The organism is Micromonospora sp. KC723 (assembly GCF_004348595.1).
Taxonomy (GTDB): Bacteria; Actinomycetota; Actinomycetes; order Mycobacteriales; family Micromonosporaceae; genus Micromonospora.
On sequence record NZ_SMKD01000120.1, the window covers coordinates 1 to 17,121 of the forward strand.

Genomic DNA, 17,121 nt, shown 5'->3' on the forward strand with positions numbered 1-17,121 from the left:
CGCACCCGCCCCGCCCCGGTCTGCCACGAGCGGCCGGGGCGGGCGCGTTGGCAGGTCCGCAGGTCTGTGGAGACCGCCGGCCCCGCCGCCCGTCAGCGCCAACCCGGTCCACCGGCCGCCGGGCCGGCACCACGTACGGCGTGCCGGAGCCGGCGCAGAACGTACACCGCCGCGCTGGCGGCGAAGAGCACGCCGGTGAGCGCCAGCCAGCGGTCCAGCATCGGTCGAGGTCGCAGACCCGTCGCCGCCGAGTAGGTACCGTCGCCCCACCCGAGGACACCGGGCAGGTACACGAGGAACAGCAGCCCGGCCGCGAGCGCCGGGACGCGCACGTGGTTCAGCGCCGACGGTCGTCGGCGCCCGCGACCCGCCGGGTGACCCGTGGCCGGCCTCCCCCCGGCCAGGACCGCCCGCAGCGCCCGGTCGACCAGCGCGTACGCCGGAAAGAGCACCAGGTCGTGGACGACCACCGCGCCGAGGAACCACAGCAGCATCCGGCCGGCGGTCGGTTCCCCGGCCAGCCGCAACACGACCCAGCCGGCCACGGCGAAACAGCCGAGCAGGAGCAGCAGGTGCCCGGGTGCCGCCCCGTAGCGGCGTCGGAACTCAGTCACCGTCGGCCTCCTCGAAGGTGATCTCGCGGACCCACTTGGTGCAGTGCACGCCGGGCAGGGCCGGCACGATCACCCGGGCCGGGAAGCCGTGGTCGGGGGAGAGGTCGACCCCGTTGACCCGCAGGGCGAGCAGCGCGTCCGGGTCGCGGACCTGACCGGCGTTCAGCGCGGCCCGGCGGAACAGGCCGGTACGTTCCAGCGAGGCCACCCGGGCGACGGCCGGCTCCGCCGCGCCCACCAGCGTGGCCAGGTCGCGCAGCCGTACCCCGGTCCAGGCCTGCGACGTCGACCAGCCCTCCACGCAGGCGATCGGCAACCGGGCGGTGTGCTGGGCCATCGCCAGCAGCGCCGAGCGGTCCAGGTCGACCGTGCGCCCGCCGGCGCGCAGCGTCAGCCGCCATGCCTCGCCGGCCTCCTCGGGTTGGATGCCGGCCGCGGCGGCGGTGCGGTTGACCGGGAAGCCGTTCGGCCCGTCGTCGGGCTGCCGGCCCCGGGGCAGCAGCAGGGCGGTGCGGCGCAGCGGGCCGTCCAGGCTCTGCCCGACGGTGAGCGCCGCCAGCAACGCCGCCGCGCCGCCGGTCAGTGCCAGCACCCCGCGCCGGCTCGTCGTGGCCGGCCCGGGCCGCCGGGCCGCCAGGGCGTCGGGATCCGCCGGCTCCGGCCCGCTCCGCTCGACCGGGGTACGACCGGAACCCGGCCGGCGCAGCGCGGCCACCATCCGGGGCAGCATGATCGTCCCGTGGGTGACCAGGGCTGCGGTGAAGACCCAGGCGCCGTACCAGTGCGCGGTGTAGAAGTCGAAGCCGAACAGGTACGCGTACTGGACGTTGAGCAGGCCGGTGACCGTCTCGAAGAGGATCCCCCCGACCAGCAGCAGCAACGACAGCCGCTCCAGCGCCTGGGCCACCGAGCGGGCCGGCGGCCAGGCGAACAGCTTCGGCAGCACCGACCAGAGCTTGGCCAGGACCACCGGGACCAACACGACACCGAGCGTCACGTGCAGCCCCTGGGTGAGGCGGAACAGCCAGGCCGGACGGGTCGGCCAGTCGAACACCGGCGGTCGCAGCCAACCCACTGCGCGGGGAAACGCCTGGTCGAGGCCGGGGCCGTAGGCGATCCAGTCGAGCAGACCCGTGACCAGCACCAGCGGCAGCGTCACGAGCAGCACCGCGCCGAGCACCGAGGTCAGCCACGGGCCGCGTACCGGGCTGCGCCAGGCGTCGGCGACGGCGTCCGCACCCGGCGGGCGGTGCCGATCCAGCGCGCGCCACAGCCCCGCCGGGCCGGCGTACCCGGCTGGCCCGGCGGTCCGGGCGGCCGTCCCGTTCCGGGCGGCGGGCGACCCGGGTGGGGTGGCACCGGTCGGACCGGATCCGGTGCGCCCGGACTCCTGGCGCGGGCCGTCCGGGCCGGACGACGACGGCGTGGCGGGCACGGCTCCTCCTGAAGTGCGGCACCTGTCCTCCGGGACGCTAGACGGCCTCGCCGGGCCTCGGCCCGGTTCGCCGGATTACCGAACGCTTACCGTCGGTCCCTTACGGAGTGCTGACGTGCGGCGCCGTACCGGTCCGCCGGGCTGCCCGACTGGCCTAGCCTGGCCGACATGCGGGTACTGGTCACCGGCGCGGCCGGATTCATCGGATCGCAGGTCGCGGACCTGCTCGTCGCCGAGGGGCACCAGGTGGTGTGCCTGGACGCGCTGCTGCCGCAGGCGCACGGGGGCGGGCTGCCCGAGTGGTCCCGCCGGCACGCCCCGGTCGTCGGCGACGTCCGGGACCCGGCGCTGCTCGACCGGCTGCTGACCGGGGTGGACGCGGTCAGCCACCAGGCGGCGATGGTCGGGCACGGGCTGGACCCGTCGGACGCCCCCGACTACGCCAGCCACAACGACTACGGCACGGCGGTGCTGCTCGCCGCGATGCACCGGGCCGGCGTGTCCCGCCTGGTGCTGGCCAGCTCCATGGTGGTCTACGGTGAGGGACGCTACGAGTGCGCCCGGCACGGTGTCGTCCGCCCAGCCCCTCGCCGCCCCGCCGACCTGGCCGAGGGGCGCTACGACCCCACCTGCGGGCACTGCGCCGGTCCGCTCGCCCCGGCCCTGGTTCCCGAGGACGCCCCGCTGGAGCCGCGCAGCACGTACGCGGCCAGCAAACTGGCCCAGGAACACCTCGCCGCCGCCTGGGCCCGCCAGACCGGTGGGGGCGTCTGGGCGTTGCGGTACCACAACGTCTACGGTCCCCGGATGCCCCGGGACACCCCGTACGCCGGGGTCGCCTCGATCTTCCGCTCCGCCCTCGCCGACGGCCGCCCGCCCCGGGTGTACGAGGACGGCCGGCAACGGCGGGACTTCGTGCACGTCACCGACGTGGCGCGGGTGAACCTGTTGGCGCTCGCCGCGCCCGCCCCGGACGGCGCGCTGATCCCGGTCAACGTCTGTTCCGGCGAGCCGCGCACCGTCGGCGAGTTGGCCGCGGTGCTGGCGTCCGCGATGGGCGGGCCAGCGCCCGAGGTGGTGGGCGGGGCGCGCGCCGCCGACGTGCGGCACGTGGTGGCCGACCCTCGTCGCGCCCGGGAGTTGCTCGGCTACACCGCCCGGGTCGGTTTCGATGACGGGGTGACCGCCTTCGCCACCGACCCGCTGCGCGAGCCCGCCGCCGTACCGGCCTGAACCGTCCACCTCCCCACCACCCGTCGCGCCGCCGGACCGGAACACGGGCCGGCTCGGAATGCGGCGCGTGGGCGTTTCCGGCCGCCGGTCACCCCGATCCACCGCAATGCGTGCACGGTAGGCGGCGGCGGTCAGGAGACGGTGAACAGCAGGTGGTTGACGGCCAGCGCGGTGGCGGCCTGCCCGGCGAGCCACCAGCGGCGGTGGCGCGCCGGCAGGTGCGCGGTGGCGGCCAGCAGCCAGACCACGAACGGCAGCCAGATCCGCTCCACCTCGGCCTTGCTCAGCCCGGACAGGTCCGCGCCCAGCACCGCCAGCGCGGCGGACCCGGACAGGACCACCGCCGGGCCGAACGCCCGGAGCCTGTCCGGCAACCCTGCCGGCCACCACCGTCCGGTCGGCGGCGTCGTGCCGGTCGTGAATCCGGCGGCGTTCCGTTCGCCCGTCCGGGCGGCGAGTAGGGCGCGGCGCAGCGCCGGCCCGAGCACCGGACCGGCCGACAGCAGCAGCGCGGCCAGGTTCGCCCAGACCCAGTAGCCGTACGGGCGGTCGACGGCCCAGCCCTGGTAGTACCGCTCCACCACCCGGTCGTACCCCTCCCACCAGGCGAAGCCGGCCAGGGTGAAGGCCACCACGACCACGCCGACCCCGGCCGCCCCGGCGAGCAGCGCCCTGACCCGACCCGCCGTACGCAGCGCCAGCACCGCCAGGGCGAGCGGTCCGACCAGCACGAAGCCGTACGACAGGTACAGCGCGAAGCCGAGCAGCAGCCCGCCGGCCAGCGCGGTGACCGGCCGGCGGGCCGCCAGCAGGGCCAACCCGGCGGCGACCACCCCGGTGAAGAGACCGTCGCCGGAGGCGCCCACCCAGACCGCGCCCGGCAGCAGCACCAGGAACGGCAGCACGGCCCGGGCCGCGTCGGCGGCGCCCAGCGCCCGCAGCGCGGCCGGAACCGACACGGTCACCGTCGCCCCGACCAGGACACAGACCAGCGCCGCGACGGCACCGCCGCCGAGGCCCAGGCGGTCCAACCCGACGAAGACCAGCAGCGCGCCCGGTGGGTGCCCGGCGGTGTGCGTCGACCAGGAGTCCGGCTGGAAGTCCAGGATCCGGTCGGCGAAACCGGCCAGCATCCGGGGCACGTCGGTCACCCCCGGCACCTCGTGCAGGTACTCGGCCTGCACGGTGAGCCGGCGGGTGAGCCCGGCAGACCATCCGTCCACCAGGGCCAACGCGATGGTCCAGGCCACCGCCGCCAGCCAGGCGGCCACCAGCAGCGGCGCCCACCGGGCGGTCCGGGCCCACCGCCATCCGGGACCGAGGACGGCCAGCGCTACCAGCACCGCCGCCGGGGTGCCCCACCCCACGTGGGGTCGCCAGGTGGCGTAGATCGGCGCGGCGTCGGCGTGCAGGCCCACCCCCCGGTGGTTGAGCACGGCGCCGACCACCACGGCGGCCACCAGGAGCACCGCCTCCAGGGCCAGTACGACGAGGTCGCCCCGGGAGTGGCGGTCGGCGGGCGAGCGGTCGACGGTGGTCGCGGGTCTCATGTCGACCGGACGGTACGGCGTGCCCGCCCGGCCGTCAGCGCAACCGCCGTTCCGTCACGGGACGGTAAGAAATCCCTGCTCGGTAAGGGTTCTGTAAGGCCGGTGCGCGCCCCGGCGGGCGGGTGGGACACCTAACGTCGGCGGCATGCCGACACAGATCGACGTGGTGCTGCCCTGCCTCGACGAGGCCGCCGCCCTGCCGGGCGTGCTGGCCGCGCTGCCCCCCGGTTACCGGGCGATCGTGGTGGACAACGGCTCCCGGGACGGCTCGCCTGAGGTGGCCGCCCGGCACGGCGCCCGGGTGGTGCGCGAACCCCGCCGGGGATACGGGGCGGCCGTGCACGCCGGCATCGAGGCCGCCCGGACGGAACTGGTGTGCGTGCTCGACGCCGACGGCTCCTTCGACCCCGGGGAGCTGCCGGCCCTGGTCGCCCCGGTCGCCGCCGGCACCGCCGACCTGGCGGTGGGCCGCCGCCGGCCGGTCCGCGCCGGGGTGTGGCCGTGGCACGCCCGGGCCGGGACGGCGCTGGTCGCCGCGCTGCTACGGCACCGGGGAGTGCCGCTGCGGGACCTCAGCCCGATCCGGGTGGCCCGCCGCGAGGCGCTGCTCGCCCTCGGGGTCACCGACCGGGCCTTCGGCTACCCGCTGGAACTGCTGATCCGGGCCGCCGCCGCCGGCTGGCGCATCCACGAGCGGGACGTCCGGTACGCCCCCCGCGCGGCCGGCACCCGCTCCAAGGTCTCCGGCTCGATACGCGGCACGCTGCGCGCCACCCGCGACTTCGCCGCCGTGCTGCGCGGTGTGGACGGTCACCGGTGACCGTGCTGCTGGTGATGGCGAAGGCGCCGGTGCCCGGGGCGGTCAAGACCCGGCTGTGTCCACCCGCCACTCCCGCACGGGCGGCCCGGATCGCCGCCGCCGCGCTGCGCGACACCCTCGCGGCCGTCACCGCCACTCCGGGGGTGACCCCGGTGCTGGCGTTGGCCGGTCGCCTCGCAGACGGGGTGGACGCCGCCGCGCTGACCGCCGCCACAGCCGGGTGGACCGTCCTGCCGCAGCGCGGGGCCGGCCTGGCCGAGCGGCTCGCCCACGCCCACGCCGACGTCGCCGACGGGTTCCCGGGACGGGCGGTGCTTCAGGTCGGTATGGACACCCCGCAGCTCACCCCGGCCGTGCTGGACGACGCCGTACGCCGGTTGAACGACGTCGACGCGGTCCTGGGCCGGGCCGTCGACGGCGGCTGGTGGGCGCTGGGCTTGCGCGACCCCAGGCGGGCTGCCGCGCTGCGCGCGGTGCCGATGTCCACCGCCGACACCGGCGAGCTGACCTGGGCGGCGCTGACCCGAGGCAGCATGCGGGTCGCGCCGCTGCCGGTGCTGCGGGACGTGGACGGTTGGGCTGACGCGCTCGTGGTGGCGGCGTTGTCGCCGGATGGCCGGTTCGGCCGGGAGGTCGGCGCGTTCCGGCGCGAGCTGGTGGCGGCGGGCCGGTGAGCGCCGAGGGCTTCGCCACCGCCCTGCGCGACCGCGACGCCGGGGCGCACTGGCTGGTGGGTCCCGACGGGGTTCGCCGCCGCCTGGCGGTCGACCGGTGGCACGGCCCGGCGGAGCCGGCCACCGGCCCGGTCGTCGCCCGCTGCGCCGGCCCGACCCTGGACCTGGGCTGCGGACCTGGTCGGCTCACCGTGGCGCTGACCCGGGCGGGGCTGACCGCGCTCGGGGTGGACGTCTCGGCCCGCGCGGTCGCGCTGACCCGTGCCCGCGGCGCGGTGGCCGTGCGCGCCGACCTGTTCGACCGGCTGCCGGCGGAGGGCCGGTGGGCGCACGTCGTGCTGCTCGACGGCAACATCGGCATCGGTGGTGACCCGGTGGCGTTGCTGAGCCGGTGCCGGTCGCTGCTCGGACCCGCCGGCACGGTGCTGGTGGAACTGGACCCGCCGGGCGCGGGCAGCTGGCAGGGGCTGGCCCACGTGGTGTCGGGACGGGACCGGGGGCCGGTCTTCCGCTGGGCGCGGCTGGACGCGGGGGCGGTGCACGACACGGCGACCCGGGCCGGCCTGGCCGTCCGCGAGGTGTTCCGGGCCGGCCGGCGCTGGTTCGCCGGACTGGCCGTGCCCTGACCGGCGGCCGTGTCCTGCGCCACGACCGCTCAGGCGTGGGTGACCGGCGTCGGTGGCAGCGGTAGCCCGGGCAGCCCGTCGAGGCTGGTCGCGACGGCTCCTTCTTCCCGAAGTACGCGCCGAGCGACTCGTCGTCCTTGCGCGTGAAGCGCTGGGCGTGCAGCTCGCGGTCACCGTCGTAGGTCATGAACGGCACGGCGTAGCCGCCCGTGTCGCGGATCAGCTCGGCGCGCACCACGATGATCGCGCAAAGCCCGTGCAGGGTCGATGGTCGGGAAGTGGGCTATCAGGGCCGGCCAGCGCGGGTCGTCGCGCAAGACCGGCCCGCAGCGCCGGCCGGGACAGCAGTCAGTGGCCCCGCGCGCCGGTCGCCCGACCGGTCGGCGTGCTCACCGCGCCAGCGGCAGGCGTACCGCGAAGCGGCATCCGCCGGTGACGTTCTGCACGGACACCCGGCCGCCGTGCGCCTCGACCAGCCCGCGCACGATGGCCAGGCCCAGCCCGCCGGAGCCCTCGACGCCGCCGTTGCCCGGCCGGGGGGTGCGCGCCGGTTCACCCCGGAACGCCACGTCGAACACCCGGGGCAGATCGTCGTCGGGGATGCCGCCGCAGGTGTCGGCGACGGCCAGCCAGGCGTCGTCGCCGTCGCGGCCGGCGTCGACCCGGACCGTCCCGTGCGGCGGCGTGTAGCGGACCGCGTTGAGCAGCAGGTTGCCCACCACCCGGGTCAGCTCCGGCTCGCTGCCGAGCACGGTGGGCCAGCCGGAGTTGGCGGCGACCAGCCGGATCCGCCGGGCCGCGGCCAGCGGCGCGGTGCCGGCGAGAGCGTCGGAGACCACGTCGCCCAGCGGTACGGCCGACAGCGACAGCCGCAGCGCCCCCGCGTTGATCCGGGACAGCTCGAACAGGTCGTCCACCAGTCGGGTCATCCGGTCGGTCTCCACCCGGATACGGCGGTGGTACTCGTCGACCGTGGCCGGGTCGGCGACCACCCGGTCCTCCAGGGCCTCGGCCATCGCCCGCAGCCCGGCCAGCGGTGTACGCAGGTCGTGCGACACCCAGGCGACCAGGTCACGGCGGCCCTTCTCGATCCGCCGTTCCCGTTCCCGCGCCTGGTCGGCCCAGACCGCCGCCGCGGCGAGCCGCCGCCCGAACAGCCACCCCACGGCGAGGCTCACCACCGCCCCCGCCGACACGGTGATCAGCACGACCTCCAGGTCGTGTGGGGAGAGGAACATCGCCTCGGCGACCACCGCCACCCCGGCCACCACGGCGCCCACCGTCATCACCAGCAACACGGTGATGTGCACGGTGATCGACCGGCCCCGCAGCAGCCGCAACGCGCCGGCTCCGAGCAGCCCGACGGCGCAGGCGGCCGTGAGCGCCGCGCCGAAGATCAGGGCGAGGTCAGCCATCGACCGGCTCGTACCGGTAGCCGACGCCCCAGACCGTGACGATCCGCCGGGGGTCGGCCGGGTCCACCTCGATCTTCTCCCGCAGCCGGCGCACGTGCACGGTCACCGTGGACTGGTCGCCAAACCGCCACCCCCACACCTGTTCCAGCAGCTCGGCGCGGCGGAACGCCCGGGCCGGATGCCGCATCAGGTGGGCCAGCAGGTCGAACTCCCGCAACGTCAGGGACAGCTCGCGGCCGTGCAGCCCGGCCACCCGGGGACCGGTCTCCACGACGAGACCGCCGTCGGAAAGCACCTCCGACACCGCCGAGGCCGGTTCGCCGCCGGCCCGGCGCAGCACCGAACGGACCCGCAGCACCAGCTCCCGGGGGGAGAACGGCTTGCCGAGGTAATCGTCCGCGCCCAGTTGCAGGCCCAGGATGCGGTCGGCCTCGTCGCCACGGGCGGTCAACATCACGATGGGTATGCCGTCCGGACGCTGCCGCAGCCGCCGGCAGACCTCCAGCCCGTCCAGCCCGGGCAGCATCACGTCGAGGACGACCAGCTGCGGCGGCGCCGCGGCGACGGCCGCCAGCGCGGCCGGGCCGTCGGAGACGTGGTCCACCCGGTAGCCGGCGTGCCGCAGGTATCGGCAGACCACATCGGCGACGGTCCGGTCGTCGTCGACGACCAGCACCCGTTGGCTCAACCCGCACCTCCCCGATCGTGCGGCTCAGCGTAACGGCGTACCGGACGGGCGACGTGGCTCAGGCCGCCCAGTGGTCGGCGGCGTGCGCCCCGTACGGCTGGGTCGGCACCGGTCCCACCGGCGGCTGGTCGGTGTCGTCCAGCCGCAGCCGCCACCGCGAGCGGCCCGGGCGCCCGGTGCCCGGTGGCGGCCAACCCGAGCGCAGCGCCGGCCGGGACAGCAGCACCGTGACCGCGTACCCGGCGATCAGGAACGCGTGGCTGACCAGCCGCGACAGGTCCACCCGCGCGGTCACGACGTCGTTGACCGACAGCAGCACCAGGGTGGCGACGAACGCGCTCAGCGTCGGCAGGAGACCCGCCGGTGGGCTGCGGCGCAACGCCACGAAGAGGAAACCCGCCCCGACGGCCACGTTCCAGGCGGCGGCCTCGTGCCACAGGTGCTGCCCGGCCGGGTGCAGTTGGTCGGTGACCGCGCCCCGACCGGCCTGCGCGAGGCCGAGCACGAGCTGGCCCGCGCCGAGCACCCCCAGCACCAGCCGCGCGCCGACCACCAGCCGGGCCCGCCACGTCGTGCGCAGCCGGGGCGGCGGCGCGGCGGCGAGAATGGCGTCGGTCAGGTCCGGCAGGCCGGTCACCACCTGGGTGCGGATCCGCCGGTTGACCATGGCGGCGGCCTCCAGCCAGCCGTGGCAGTCGAGGCAGGAGTCGAGGTGCCGCTGCGCCGCGCCCGCCTCCTCGGCGGTGGCCTCCCCGTCCAGGTGCGCCGAGAGAATCTCCCGCCATCCCTCGCAGCGCAGGTACCGCAGGTCGTTCATCGGATCCGTCCCGTAGTCACCCGACGCGCCCCGCGCGCCACCCGGACCGCCCCTCGACGGCCGCCACCAGGTCCTCGCGGGCCCGCGCCACCCGGGACCGGATGGTCCCGACCGGGCAGCCGCACACCTCGGCCGCCTCGGCGTACGACAGCCCGAGCACCTGGGTGGCGACGAACGCCTCCCGCCGGTCCACCGGCAGCTCCCACAGCAACTGGTCGAGGACCACCCCGTTCTCGAACCGTCCCTCCGCCGGCGGCTCCCGGCCGTCCAGGCCGATCACCTCCGGCCGGGCGCGCAGCGCGCGCAGATGGTCGGCGGCGACCCGGCGGGCGATGCTGAACAGCCAGGTGCGGGCGGAGGAGCGGCCGGCGAACCGGGGCAGCGACCGCATCGCCCGCAGGTAGGTCTCCTGGACCAGGTCGTCGGTCTCGGCCGAGGCGAGCAGATGGCGCAGGAAGCGCCAGGTCTGCGCCTGGGTGGCCCGGACGAACGCGGCCAGAGCCTGCGGGTCGCCCCGGCCGGCCGCCAGCGCCCAGGCCGTCACCTGCTGGTCGTCGCCCTCCGCGAACACCCTGACCTCCGGTACCCGTCGCAGCGTATCGTCCGACGTGGCCTCCCGACGCTACGACGGACAGTGGTAGGCCGTCGGTCGGCCGCGTCGAATGGTACGGACGGCCACGCCCGGTGGTTCAACGACGACAGCATGTCGCGGATCACGAATCGCCACAACGCTCCGACAGGGCGTACCGTAGCAGCACCACGTCGCCGATCTGGCGGACCTCGGCGACCCGGGCCCGTCGGCCCGAATGCCAGGGGAAACGGCCGTCCGCGACGAACCGCGGCGCCCGGCGGTCGCCCACGAAGAACGGGGCGACCACCAGGTGCAGCTCGTCGGCGAGCCCGGCGGTGAGGAACTGCGCGTGTACCGTCCCGCCGCCCTCGACCATCAGTCGCCCGACGCCCCGCCCGGCCAGGTCGGCCAGGACCCGGCCGTGGTCCACCGGGTCGCCGGCGTCGACCACGGTGGCCAGGCCGTCCAGCAACTCGGTGGTTTTCTCCACCGCCGGCGAGGCACAGTAGACGAACCGTTCGGCGTCGCCGACGGTGAAGAACCGGGCCCGGCGGTCGAGGTCACCCCGAGCGGTCAGGGTGACCTTCGCCGGCGACGGCGGCAGCCCCCGGGCCACCCGTGCCCGCCGCAGCCGTTCGGAGCGGACCACCAGGCGCGGATCGTCGCGGCGGACCGTGCCGGCGCCGACCAGGATGGCGTCGCAGCCGGCCCGGACCGCGTCGATGCGGTCGAGGTCCTCGTCGTTGGAGAGCATCAGCCGCTGCTCGGTGGCGTCGTCGATGTAGCCGTCGATCGAGGTGGCGCAGCTGAGCAGCACGTACGGCCGGCCGGGCGACCCGGAGCTCGTGGCTACCGCCGGTGTGGTCGGTACGCCCACCATGTCAGTTCAACGCGGGCGCGTCGGCGGTGCGGGTGGCCGCCCGGCTTGCCTTCGCCGCCAGGTAGTCGGCGTTGGCGGGGGAGAGGAACACCCCGGTGGAAACCATCTCGGTCACCGTCACCCCGAGCCGGCCGAGCTGTTCCGCCTTCTCCGGGTTGTTGCTGAGCAGGGCCAACTGCTCCACTCCCAGCACCGCGAGCATCTGCGCGGCGGCCCGGTAGTCGCGCTCGTCCTCGCCGTGGCCGAGCGCCCGGTTCGCCTCGTACGTGTCGAGGCCGGCGTCCTGGAGGGCGTACGCGTCCAGCTTCGGGTACAGGCCGATGCCCCGGCCCTCCTGCCGCAGGTAGAGCAGGAACCCGCCGGCGTCGGTGATGCGTTCCACCGCCTCGCGCAGCTGCGGCCCGCAGTCGCAGCGCTGGCTGCCGAAGACGTCCCCGGTCAGGCACTCGCTGTGCGGGCGGACCAGCGGCGCGGGCCCGCCGGAGGGATACCGCCGCAGCGCGCCCGCCCAGTCACCCAGCCCGAACGCCAGGTGTTCCCGCCCGTCCACCAACCCGTCGAACGAGAACACCCGGGCTGTGGTGGCGTATCCGTCGGGGAACCGGAGGGGAACCGTGACCTGCGTGCGGACCGTCGCGACCGGCAGTGCTTCGAACATGTGTCTCCTCCGTCAGAGGCTACCGGCCAGCCCGGTAGCGGGTAGCGCGGCGGAACCAGCCTGGTTCACCGTACGAGCCGTGGACCGTACCCGGAATCGGATCGATCCACGCCGCAACAGCAGCAGGGCGGCGCCGGGAAGGGCGGCGACCAGCACCAGGGCGCCGTACACCAGGGCGGCGGACACCCCCTGGGCGGCGCCCAGTCCGGCGGCGCCGAACGCCCACGCGGCCGTGCCCTCCCGGGGGCCGAAGCCGGCCATGTTGGCCGGCAACGCCATGGCCAGCAACGCCAGCAGGGTCAACGGCAGCAGGTCGGCCAGTGGGGCGGTGGCCCCGGCGACCCGGGCCGCGAGCACGAAGGTGGCCAGGTGGCAGCCGACCGCCACCACCGAGGTCAGTAGCACGCCGGGCGCGGTGCGGCGGCCGAGCAGGCCCGCGCGGACGTCGGCCGCGGCGGCGCGCAGCGCGCGGGCCCGACGCGACGGGCCGGACCGGGGCAGCGCCCGGACCAGCAGCACCACCCCGAGCGTGGCGGCTCCCGCCACCGCCACGACGGCCGGCAGGTACGGCCGCACCGGCGAGGGCAGCGCCAGCAGCAGCAGCGCCGCGACCGTTACCTGGATCACCTGCCCGGCGCCGCGTTCCCAGACCACGGCGCGCACGGCCCGCCCGACGTCGCCGGCGTCCCGGCCGTGCCGGACCGCCCGGTGCACGTCGCCGAGCATCCCGCCGGGCAGGGTGGCGTTGAGGAAGACCGACCGGTAGCAGTGGGCGACGGCGGCGCCCAGCGGCAGCCGCACGCCGAGCCCCTCGGCGACCAGCCGCCACCGCCAGGCGCAGCTGACCGTGGCCAGGGCGCCGAGCAGCAGCGCCGCCAGCAGGGCCGGCGCGTCGATACGGCGCAGCGCGGCCAGCGCCGGGCCGGTGCCCAGCCACCACAGCAGTCCCGCCACGAGCGCCACCCCGCCGAGGTTGCTCACCCAGGGCCAGGCGGACCGGCCGGGCGTGGGGGGCGGGTCGCCGGCAGCCTGTGACACGGGGGCCTCCTCGGAAGATCGTCACCTCCTTGCACGTACCGCGCGGCCCAGCGGTTCATTCCACCCCGGCGAGCAGGTCGTCGTGCCCGACCGTGACGGTCAGTTCGCCCCCGGTCGCGGCGTCGAGCCGGCGGCGGGCGTACCCGGCGGTCCGGCCGGCGAGGTCGGGGCGCTGCTCGACGGCGGCCGCCAGCCAGCCGGTGAACCACTCGGCGGTCAGCGCGGCCTGCGTCGGCCCGAGCCGCCACGGCGTGGACCGTACGGTGGTGGGGACGCCGTGCCGGGTGAACGCGGCGACGGCCGCCGCGGCGGCGTCCGGCCCGAGCAGGGTCCGGCCGTCGACCGTGCGGCGCTGGTGGTCGTCGAACGCGGCGGCGACCTCGCCGTCCAGCGGGTCCGCCGGGTCGAACGTCACGCGCCCGACGACGGAGAGCGCGAACAGCGCCGGACGACCGCTGCCGGCGCAGGCGGCGACGACCCGGTCGATCTCCGCGGCGGTCAGCATGTCCAGCAGCGCCGACGCGGTGACCAGGCCCGCCCCGGCCAGGTCGGTGGCGGTCAGCCGGGTGATGTCCGTCCGCCGGGTCTCCAGGGTGACGTGGCTGCCGTCGGCCGCCACGGGCGGGTGGGCACGTGCCCGGTCGAGCAGGCCGGGGTCCCGGTCGTACAGGATCCAGTGTTGCGGGCCGGGCAGCCGGGGGGCCAGCCAGCGGGCCATCGAGCCGGTGCCGCTGCCCAGGTCGTGCACGACCAGCGGCCGGTCGGTGGCCAGCCGGGGCCGGAGCCGGTCGACGAGGTCGTCGGCGCGGGCGTCGGCGTCGGCCTGCTCCCGCAGGGCGAGCCAGTCGGCGAAGGGTTCGGTGGCAAGCAGGGTCATACCCTCACTCCGTTTAGGACATGGGCGATCACGGTCGAGGTGGCCGGCCAGTTGGCCAGGGCGTCGCGCCGGTCCCGCGCGGCGCGGCGCAGCCGTTGCCGCAGCTCCGGCCCGTCCAGCCAGCGACGTAGCGCGTCGGCCAGGGCCACCGGGTCGTCCGGGCCGACCAGCAGGCCGGGCCGATCGCCGCCGGGAGCCCGGCCGAGCGCCTCCGGCACCCCGCCGACCGCCGTGGCGAGCACCGGCAGGCCGCGGGCCAGGGCCTCGGTGACGACCATCCCGTAGGTCTCGCCGCGCGAGGCGAGGACCAGCAGGTCGGCGTCGGCGTACGCGGTGGCCAGGTCGGTGCCGACCAGCGGACCGGCCCACCGTACCCGTGCGGTGAGCCCCCGGTCGGCGACCTGCCGGCGCAGCCCCGCCACGTACGCCGGGTCGCGGGTCAGCGCGCCGACGCAGTCCAGTTCCCACGGCAACCCGGCGACCTCGGCGAGGGCGTCCACCAGCAGGTCGTGCCCCTTGTGCGGGACCACCGTCGCGACGCACAGCAGTCGGGTGCCGGCCGCCGTGCCGGCGGCGGCCGGGGCCGGCTCGACGCCGGGGGCGGCCACGTGCACCCGGTCCGGGGCGAGCCGGTACCGCTGCCGCAGCCGGTCGCGGGTCCACCCGCTCGTGGTGACGACGGCGGCGGCGCAGCCGAGCGCCGCGGCCTCGGCGTCGCCCTCCAGCGGCATGTGCACCAGCACGACCAGCCGCAGCCGGCCGGCGTGCGGCGCGAGGACGTCCGGCACCACCGAGGCGACCAGGCCGTCCAGCAGCACCGGCGTGCCGTCGGGCAGGCCCGCGAGCAGCCCGGCCAGGCGGGCCCGCGCCGCGGCGTCGGGGTGCGGCCAGTCCCCGGGTACGCCGTGTTCGTGGACCGCCCAGCCCAGCGCCGCCAGCCCGGCGCAGACCCGGCGGTCGTAGTGGTTGCCGCCGCTGGGGGTCGCCGGGTCGTCGATGTCGCCGGGAAGGACGACGTGTACCACCGACACGGGCCTACAGCGACCGCTCGTAGCTCGCCCAGGCGACGTGGGACTCGTGCAGCGTGACGGTGATCCCGGTCAGCGCGTGGGCGCCCTCGCCCAGCCCGCCGGCGTGCGCCCGGTCGGCCAGCCGGTCGGCGACGGTCCGGCACAGCACCTCGGTGGTGGTGTTGACCCCGGCGAAGGCCGGCTCGTCGTCCAGGTTGCGGTAGTTCAGCTCGGCCAGGACCGCCTTCAGTTCGGTGGTGGCCAGGCCGATGTCGACCACGATGCCGTCGCCGTCGAGCTCGGCGCGGCGGAACGTGGCGTCCACCACGAAGGTGGCCCCGTGCAGCTTCTGCGCCGGCCCGAAGACCTCCCCCCGGAAGCTGTGGGCGATCATGATGTGGTCCCGTACGGTCACGCTGAACACGGTCACTTCCCGTCGTAGGTGATGAGGTGGCAGAGCGCGGGGAGGCTCCCCGCGGCGAGTCGGTCGAGCACGTCGGGCAGGTCCGTGAACCGCGACCGGCCGGTCAGCAACGCGTCGAACGCCGGGTCCGCCAGCAGGCCCAGGGCCAGCGCGAGCCGCTGCGCGTAGCTGCGCCGGGCCCGGTTCGGCGACACCGTGCCGACCTGGCTGCTGCGGATCGTCAACCGGCCGGAGTGGAACGCCCCGCCCAGCGACAGCCGTACCGGCCGGTCGCCGTACCAGCTCAGCTCGACCACGGTGCCCTCCGGGGCGAGCAGGTCCAGCGACCGCTGCAACCCGGCGTCGGTGGCGCTGGCGTGCACCACCAGGTCCCGCCCGCCGGTGGCCTCGACGGGTGTGGCGAAGCCGACGCCGAGCGCGTCGGCCACGGCGGCCCGCGCCGGGTCGGCGTCGACCAACTCGACCCGGACGCCGGGGAATCGGGCGAGCAGCGCGGCGACGGCGCAGCCGACCATCCCGCCGCCGACCACGCTGACCCGGTCGCCGACCATCGGCGTGGCGTCCCAGAGCGCGTTGACCGCGGTCTCCACGGTGCCGGCCAGCACCGCCCGGGCCGCCGGCACCCCGTCGGGCACCGGCGTCACCGCCGAGGCCGGCACCACGTACGCGGTCTGGTGCGGGTACAGGCAGAACACGGTCCGTCCGAGCAGGTCGGCCGGGCCGTGCTCGACCACGCCGACGTTGAGGTAGCCGTACTTGACCGGGGCGGGGAAGTCCCCCTCCTGGAACGGGGCGCGCATCGCCGCGTACTGGCTCTCGGGCACCGCGCCGGTGAACACCAGGGTTTCGGTGCCCCGGCTGACCCCGGAGAACACGCTGCGCACCAGCACGTCCTCCGGACCGGGCTCCGGTAGCGTCACCGACCGGATCTCCCCAGCTCCGGGGGCGCGGAGCCAGAACGCACGGGCATCGCGGTTCACGCGGTCGTCTCCAATCTGGCTGCGAAACCGAACCGATCGGCCGCCCGCTCCGTACTGGTCTGTCGAGGTCGTCGATCATAAACACGGAGGCAGCGTGTCCAGGGTTCGAACCGGTCCGGTGATCGGACTGACCGCCCAGATCGTCCTGTTGGCCGTGCTGGCCGCGACCGTCGGGCTCGACGCCGTCGGGTGGCTGGCCGGCGTGGGGTACGGCATCGGGCTCTGCGCCGTGCTGACGCGTGGCCTGCGCCGCCACCGCGCCGACCGGCTCGGCCCGGCGGACCGGGTGACGCTGACCCGGGCGGTGCTGGCGGGCGGGGTGACCGCGCTGCTGGTGGATGCCGTCGACGGCTCGCCCGTGCCGCTGGCGGTGTTGGTGCCGATGACCGCGGTGGCGCTGGCCCTGGACGCGGTCGACGGCTGGGTGGCCCGGCGTACCGGCACCACCAGCGCCCTCGGCGCGCGCTTCGACATGGAGGTCGACTCCTTCCTGGTCCTGATGCTCAGCGTGCACGTGGCGCCGGTGGTCGGACCGTGGGTGTTGGCGATCGGCGGGATGCGGTACGCCTTCGTCGCCGCGAGCTGGGTGCTGCCCTGGATGCGGGGCACGCTGCCGCCGCGGTACTGGCGCAAGGTGGTCGCCGCGGCGGCGGGCATCCTGCTGCTGACCGCCGCCGCGGACGTGCTGCCCCACCTGGTGACCGTGCTGCTGCTGGCCGCTCTGGTGGCCATGCTGTTGGAGTCCTTCGGCCGGGACGTCGGTTGGCTGTGGTGGCACCGCCCGGCCCGCACCGCCACCCCGGCCCTGGCC

The 17,121-nt window shown here is 76.1% G+C and carries 19 protein-coding genes and 1 pseudogene; 5 read left to right on the top strand and 15 right to left on the bottom strand.

Translation table 11 applies throughout. The features are described 5' to 3' along the window. Positions 1–92: 92 nt before the first annotated feature. Together E1165_RS22285 and E1165_RS22290 are read right to left on the bottom strand one after the other, a co-directional pair. Positions 93–614 (bottom strand): hypothetical protein, encoded by a 522-nt coding sequence (locus tag E1165_RS22285; protein WP_132393714.1) that lies wholly within the window; start codon positions 612–614, stop codon positions 93–95. Further along, positions 607–1,887 carry a molybdopterin-dependent oxidoreductase gene (locus E1165_RS22290; protein WP_132393731.1) on the bottom strand — a complete coding sequence of 427 codons (1,281 nt, stop codon included), beginning with the start codon at positions 1,885–1,887 and terminating at the stop codon, positions 607–609. The genes E1165_RS22285 and E1165_RS22290 overlap by 8 nt, the downstream gene beginning before the upstream one ends. A 330-nt stretch (positions 1,888–2,217) precedes the next feature. On the opposite strand from E1165_RS22290, the gene E1165_RS22295 reads away from it, so the two are divergent. Next, positions 2,218–3,282, top strand: coding sequence for an NAD-dependent epimerase/dehydratase family protein (locus E1165_RS22295; RefSeq protein WP_132393715.1), 1,065 nt, complete (start codon positions 2,218–2,220; stop codon positions 3,280–3,282). Positions 3,283–3,413: 131 nt separating this feature from the next. Here the strand turns inward: E1165_RS22295 and E1165_RS22300 are convergent, their stop codons facing one another. After that, entirely contained in the window at positions 3,414–4,832 is a 1,419-nt protein-coding gene (locus tag E1165_RS22300) for a hypothetical protein (RefSeq protein WP_132393716.1), read from the bottom strand. A 145-nt stretch (positions 4,833–4,977) separates the two neighbouring features. Between E1165_RS22300 and E1165_RS22305 the strand changes: the two genes are divergently transcribed. Genes E1165_RS22305 through E1165_RS22315 form a run of 3 tightly spaced genes read left to right on the top strand, consistent with a single transcriptional unit; the run spans position 4,978 to position 6,952 of the window. Then, positions 4,978–5,652 carry a glycosyltransferase family 2 protein gene (locus E1165_RS22305; protein WP_132393717.1) on the top strand — a complete coding sequence of 225 codons (675 nt, stop codon included), beginning with the start codon at positions 4,978–4,980 and terminating at the stop codon, positions 5,650–5,652. After that, on the top strand, positions 5,649–6,326 hold the full coding sequence (locus E1165_RS22310; RefSeq protein ID WP_132393718.1) for a DUF2064 domain-containing protein: 678 nt from the start codon (positions 5,649–5,651) through the stop codon (positions 6,324–6,326). The genes E1165_RS22305 and E1165_RS22310 overlap by 4 nt, the downstream gene beginning before the upstream one ends. Further along, entirely contained in the window at positions 6,323–6,952 is a 630-nt protein-coding gene (locus tag E1165_RS22315) for a bifunctional 2-polyprenyl-6-hydroxyphenol methylase/3-demethylubiquinol 3-O-methyltransferase UbiG (RefSeq protein WP_132393719.1), read from the top strand. The genes E1165_RS22310 and E1165_RS22315 overlap by 4 nt, the downstream gene beginning before the upstream one ends. A 29-nt stretch (positions 6,953–6,981) precedes the next feature. Here E1165_RS22315 and E1165_RS30820 read toward each other — a convergent pair. From E1165_RS30820 to E1165_RS22375, 12 genes and pseudogenes are all read right to left on the bottom strand, one after another. Beyond that, positions 6,982–7,275, bottom strand: a pseudogene (locus tag E1165_RS30820) (pyridoxamine 5'-phosphate oxidase family protein); the annotation flags it as partial. Between the two features lie 66 nt (positions 7,276–7,341). Continuing rightward, on the bottom strand, positions 7,342–8,367 hold the full coding sequence (locus E1165_RS22325; protein ID WP_132393720.1) for a sensor histidine kinase KdpD: 1,026 nt from the start codon (positions 8,365–8,367) through the stop codon (positions 7,342–7,344). Beyond that, positions 8,360–9,055: a response regulator transcription factor gene (locus E1165_RS22330; protein WP_132393721.1), complete on the bottom strand. Its 696-nt coding sequence runs from the start codon at positions 9,053–9,055 to the stop codon at positions 8,360–8,362. Before E1165_RS22330 ends, E1165_RS22325 begins: the two co-directional genes overlap by 8 nt. Positions 9,056–9,113: 58 nt before the next feature. Continuing rightward, positions 9,114–9,872, bottom strand: coding sequence for a zf-HC2 domain-containing protein (locus tag E1165_RS22335; RefSeq protein ID WP_243704927.1), 759 nt, complete (start codon positions 9,870–9,872; stop codon positions 9,114–9,116). Between the two features lie 16 nt (positions 9,873–9,888). Then, positions 9,889–10,443 carry a sigma-70 family RNA polymerase sigma factor gene (locus E1165_RS22340; protein WP_132393722.1) on the bottom strand — a complete coding sequence of 185 codons (555 nt, stop codon included), beginning with the start codon at positions 10,441–10,443 and terminating at the stop codon, positions 9,889–9,891. Positions 10,444–10,585: 142 nt separating this feature from the next. Further along, positions 10,586–11,320 carry a dihydrofolate reductase family protein gene (locus E1165_RS22345; protein WP_243704928.1) on the bottom strand — a complete coding sequence of 245 codons (735 nt, stop codon included), beginning with the start codon at positions 11,318–11,320 and terminating at the stop codon, positions 10,586–10,588. A 4-nt stretch (positions 11,321–11,324) separates the two neighbouring features. Continuing rightward, on the bottom strand, positions 11,325–11,981 hold the full coding sequence (ribA, locus tag E1165_RS22350) for a GTP cyclohydrolase II (protein WP_132393724.1): 657 nt from the start codon (positions 11,979–11,981) through the stop codon (positions 11,325–11,327). Between the two features lie 12 nt (positions 11,982–11,993). Continuing rightward, complete coding sequence (locus E1165_RS22355; RefSeq protein WP_132393725.1) at positions 11,994–13,019, bottom strand: lysylphosphatidylglycerol synthase domain-containing protein; 1,026 nt, start codon at positions 13,017–13,019, stop codon at positions 11,994–11,996. 55 nt (positions 13,020–13,074) lie between these two features. After that, positions 13,075–13,896: a class I SAM-dependent methyltransferase gene (locus tag E1165_RS22360; RefSeq protein ID WP_132393726.1), complete on the bottom strand. Its 822-nt coding sequence runs from the start codon at positions 13,894–13,896 to the stop codon at positions 13,075–13,077. Further along, positions 13,893–14,927, bottom strand: coding sequence for a glycosyltransferase family 4 protein (locus E1165_RS22365; protein WP_132393727.1), 1,035 nt, complete (start codon positions 14,925–14,927; stop codon positions 13,893–13,895). The genes E1165_RS22360 and E1165_RS22365 overlap by 4 nt, the downstream gene beginning before the upstream one ends. A gap of 4 nt (positions 14,928–14,931) precedes the next feature. Continuing rightward, positions 14,932–15,330: a 6-carboxytetrahydropterin synthase gene (locus E1165_RS22370; RefSeq protein WP_132393728.1), complete on the bottom strand. Its 399-nt coding sequence runs from the start codon at positions 15,328–15,330 to the stop codon at positions 14,932–14,934. 2 nt (positions 15,331–15,332) lie between these two features. After that, the gene (locus E1165_RS22375; RefSeq protein WP_132393729.1) at positions 15,333–16,310 is read right to left on the bottom strand and encodes a zinc-binding alcohol dehydrogenase; all 978 of its coding nucleotides are present in this window, start codon (positions 16,308–16,310) and stop codon (positions 15,333–15,335) included. A 94-nt stretch (positions 16,311–16,404) separates the two neighbouring features. Here E1165_RS22375 and E1165_RS22380 point away from each other — a divergent pair. Next, positions 16,405–17,121 (top strand): CDP-alcohol phosphatidyltransferase family protein (locus tag E1165_RS22380; protein ID WP_132393730.1); only part of this gene is annotated, 717 nt, incomplete at its 3' end.

What these genes read in the sequence shown, in the direction of transcription:
- E1165_RS22295 (WP_132393715.1), top strand. Translation starts at nt 2,218, where the DNA reads ATGCGGGTACTGGTCACCGGCGCGGCCGGATTCATCGGATCGCAGGTC.
- E1165_RS22300 (WP_132393716.1), bottom strand. Translation starts at nt 4,832, where the DNA reads ATGAGACCCGCGACCACCGTCGACCGCTCGCCCGCCGACCGCCACTCC.
- E1165_RS22305 (WP_132393717.1), top strand. Translation starts at nt 4,978, where the DNA reads ATGCCGACACAGATCGACGTGGTGCTGCCCTGCCTCGACGAGGCCGCC.
- E1165_RS22325 (WP_132393720.1), bottom strand. Translation starts at nt 8,367, where the DNA reads ATGGCTGACCTCGCCCTGATCTTCGGCGCGGCGCTCACGGCCGCCTGC.
- E1165_RS22335 (WP_243704927.1), bottom strand. Translation starts at nt 9,872, where the DNA reads ATGAACGACCTGCGGTACCTGCGCTGCGAGGGATGGCGGGAGATTCTC.
- ribA (WP_132393724.1), bottom strand. Translation starts at nt 11,981, where the DNA reads ATGTTCGAAGCACTGCCGGTCGCGACGGTCCGCACGCAGGTCACGGTT.
- E1165_RS22360 (WP_132393726.1), bottom strand. Translation starts at nt 13,896, where the DNA reads ATGACCCTGCTTGCCACCGAACCCTTCGCCGACTGGCTCGCCCTGCGG.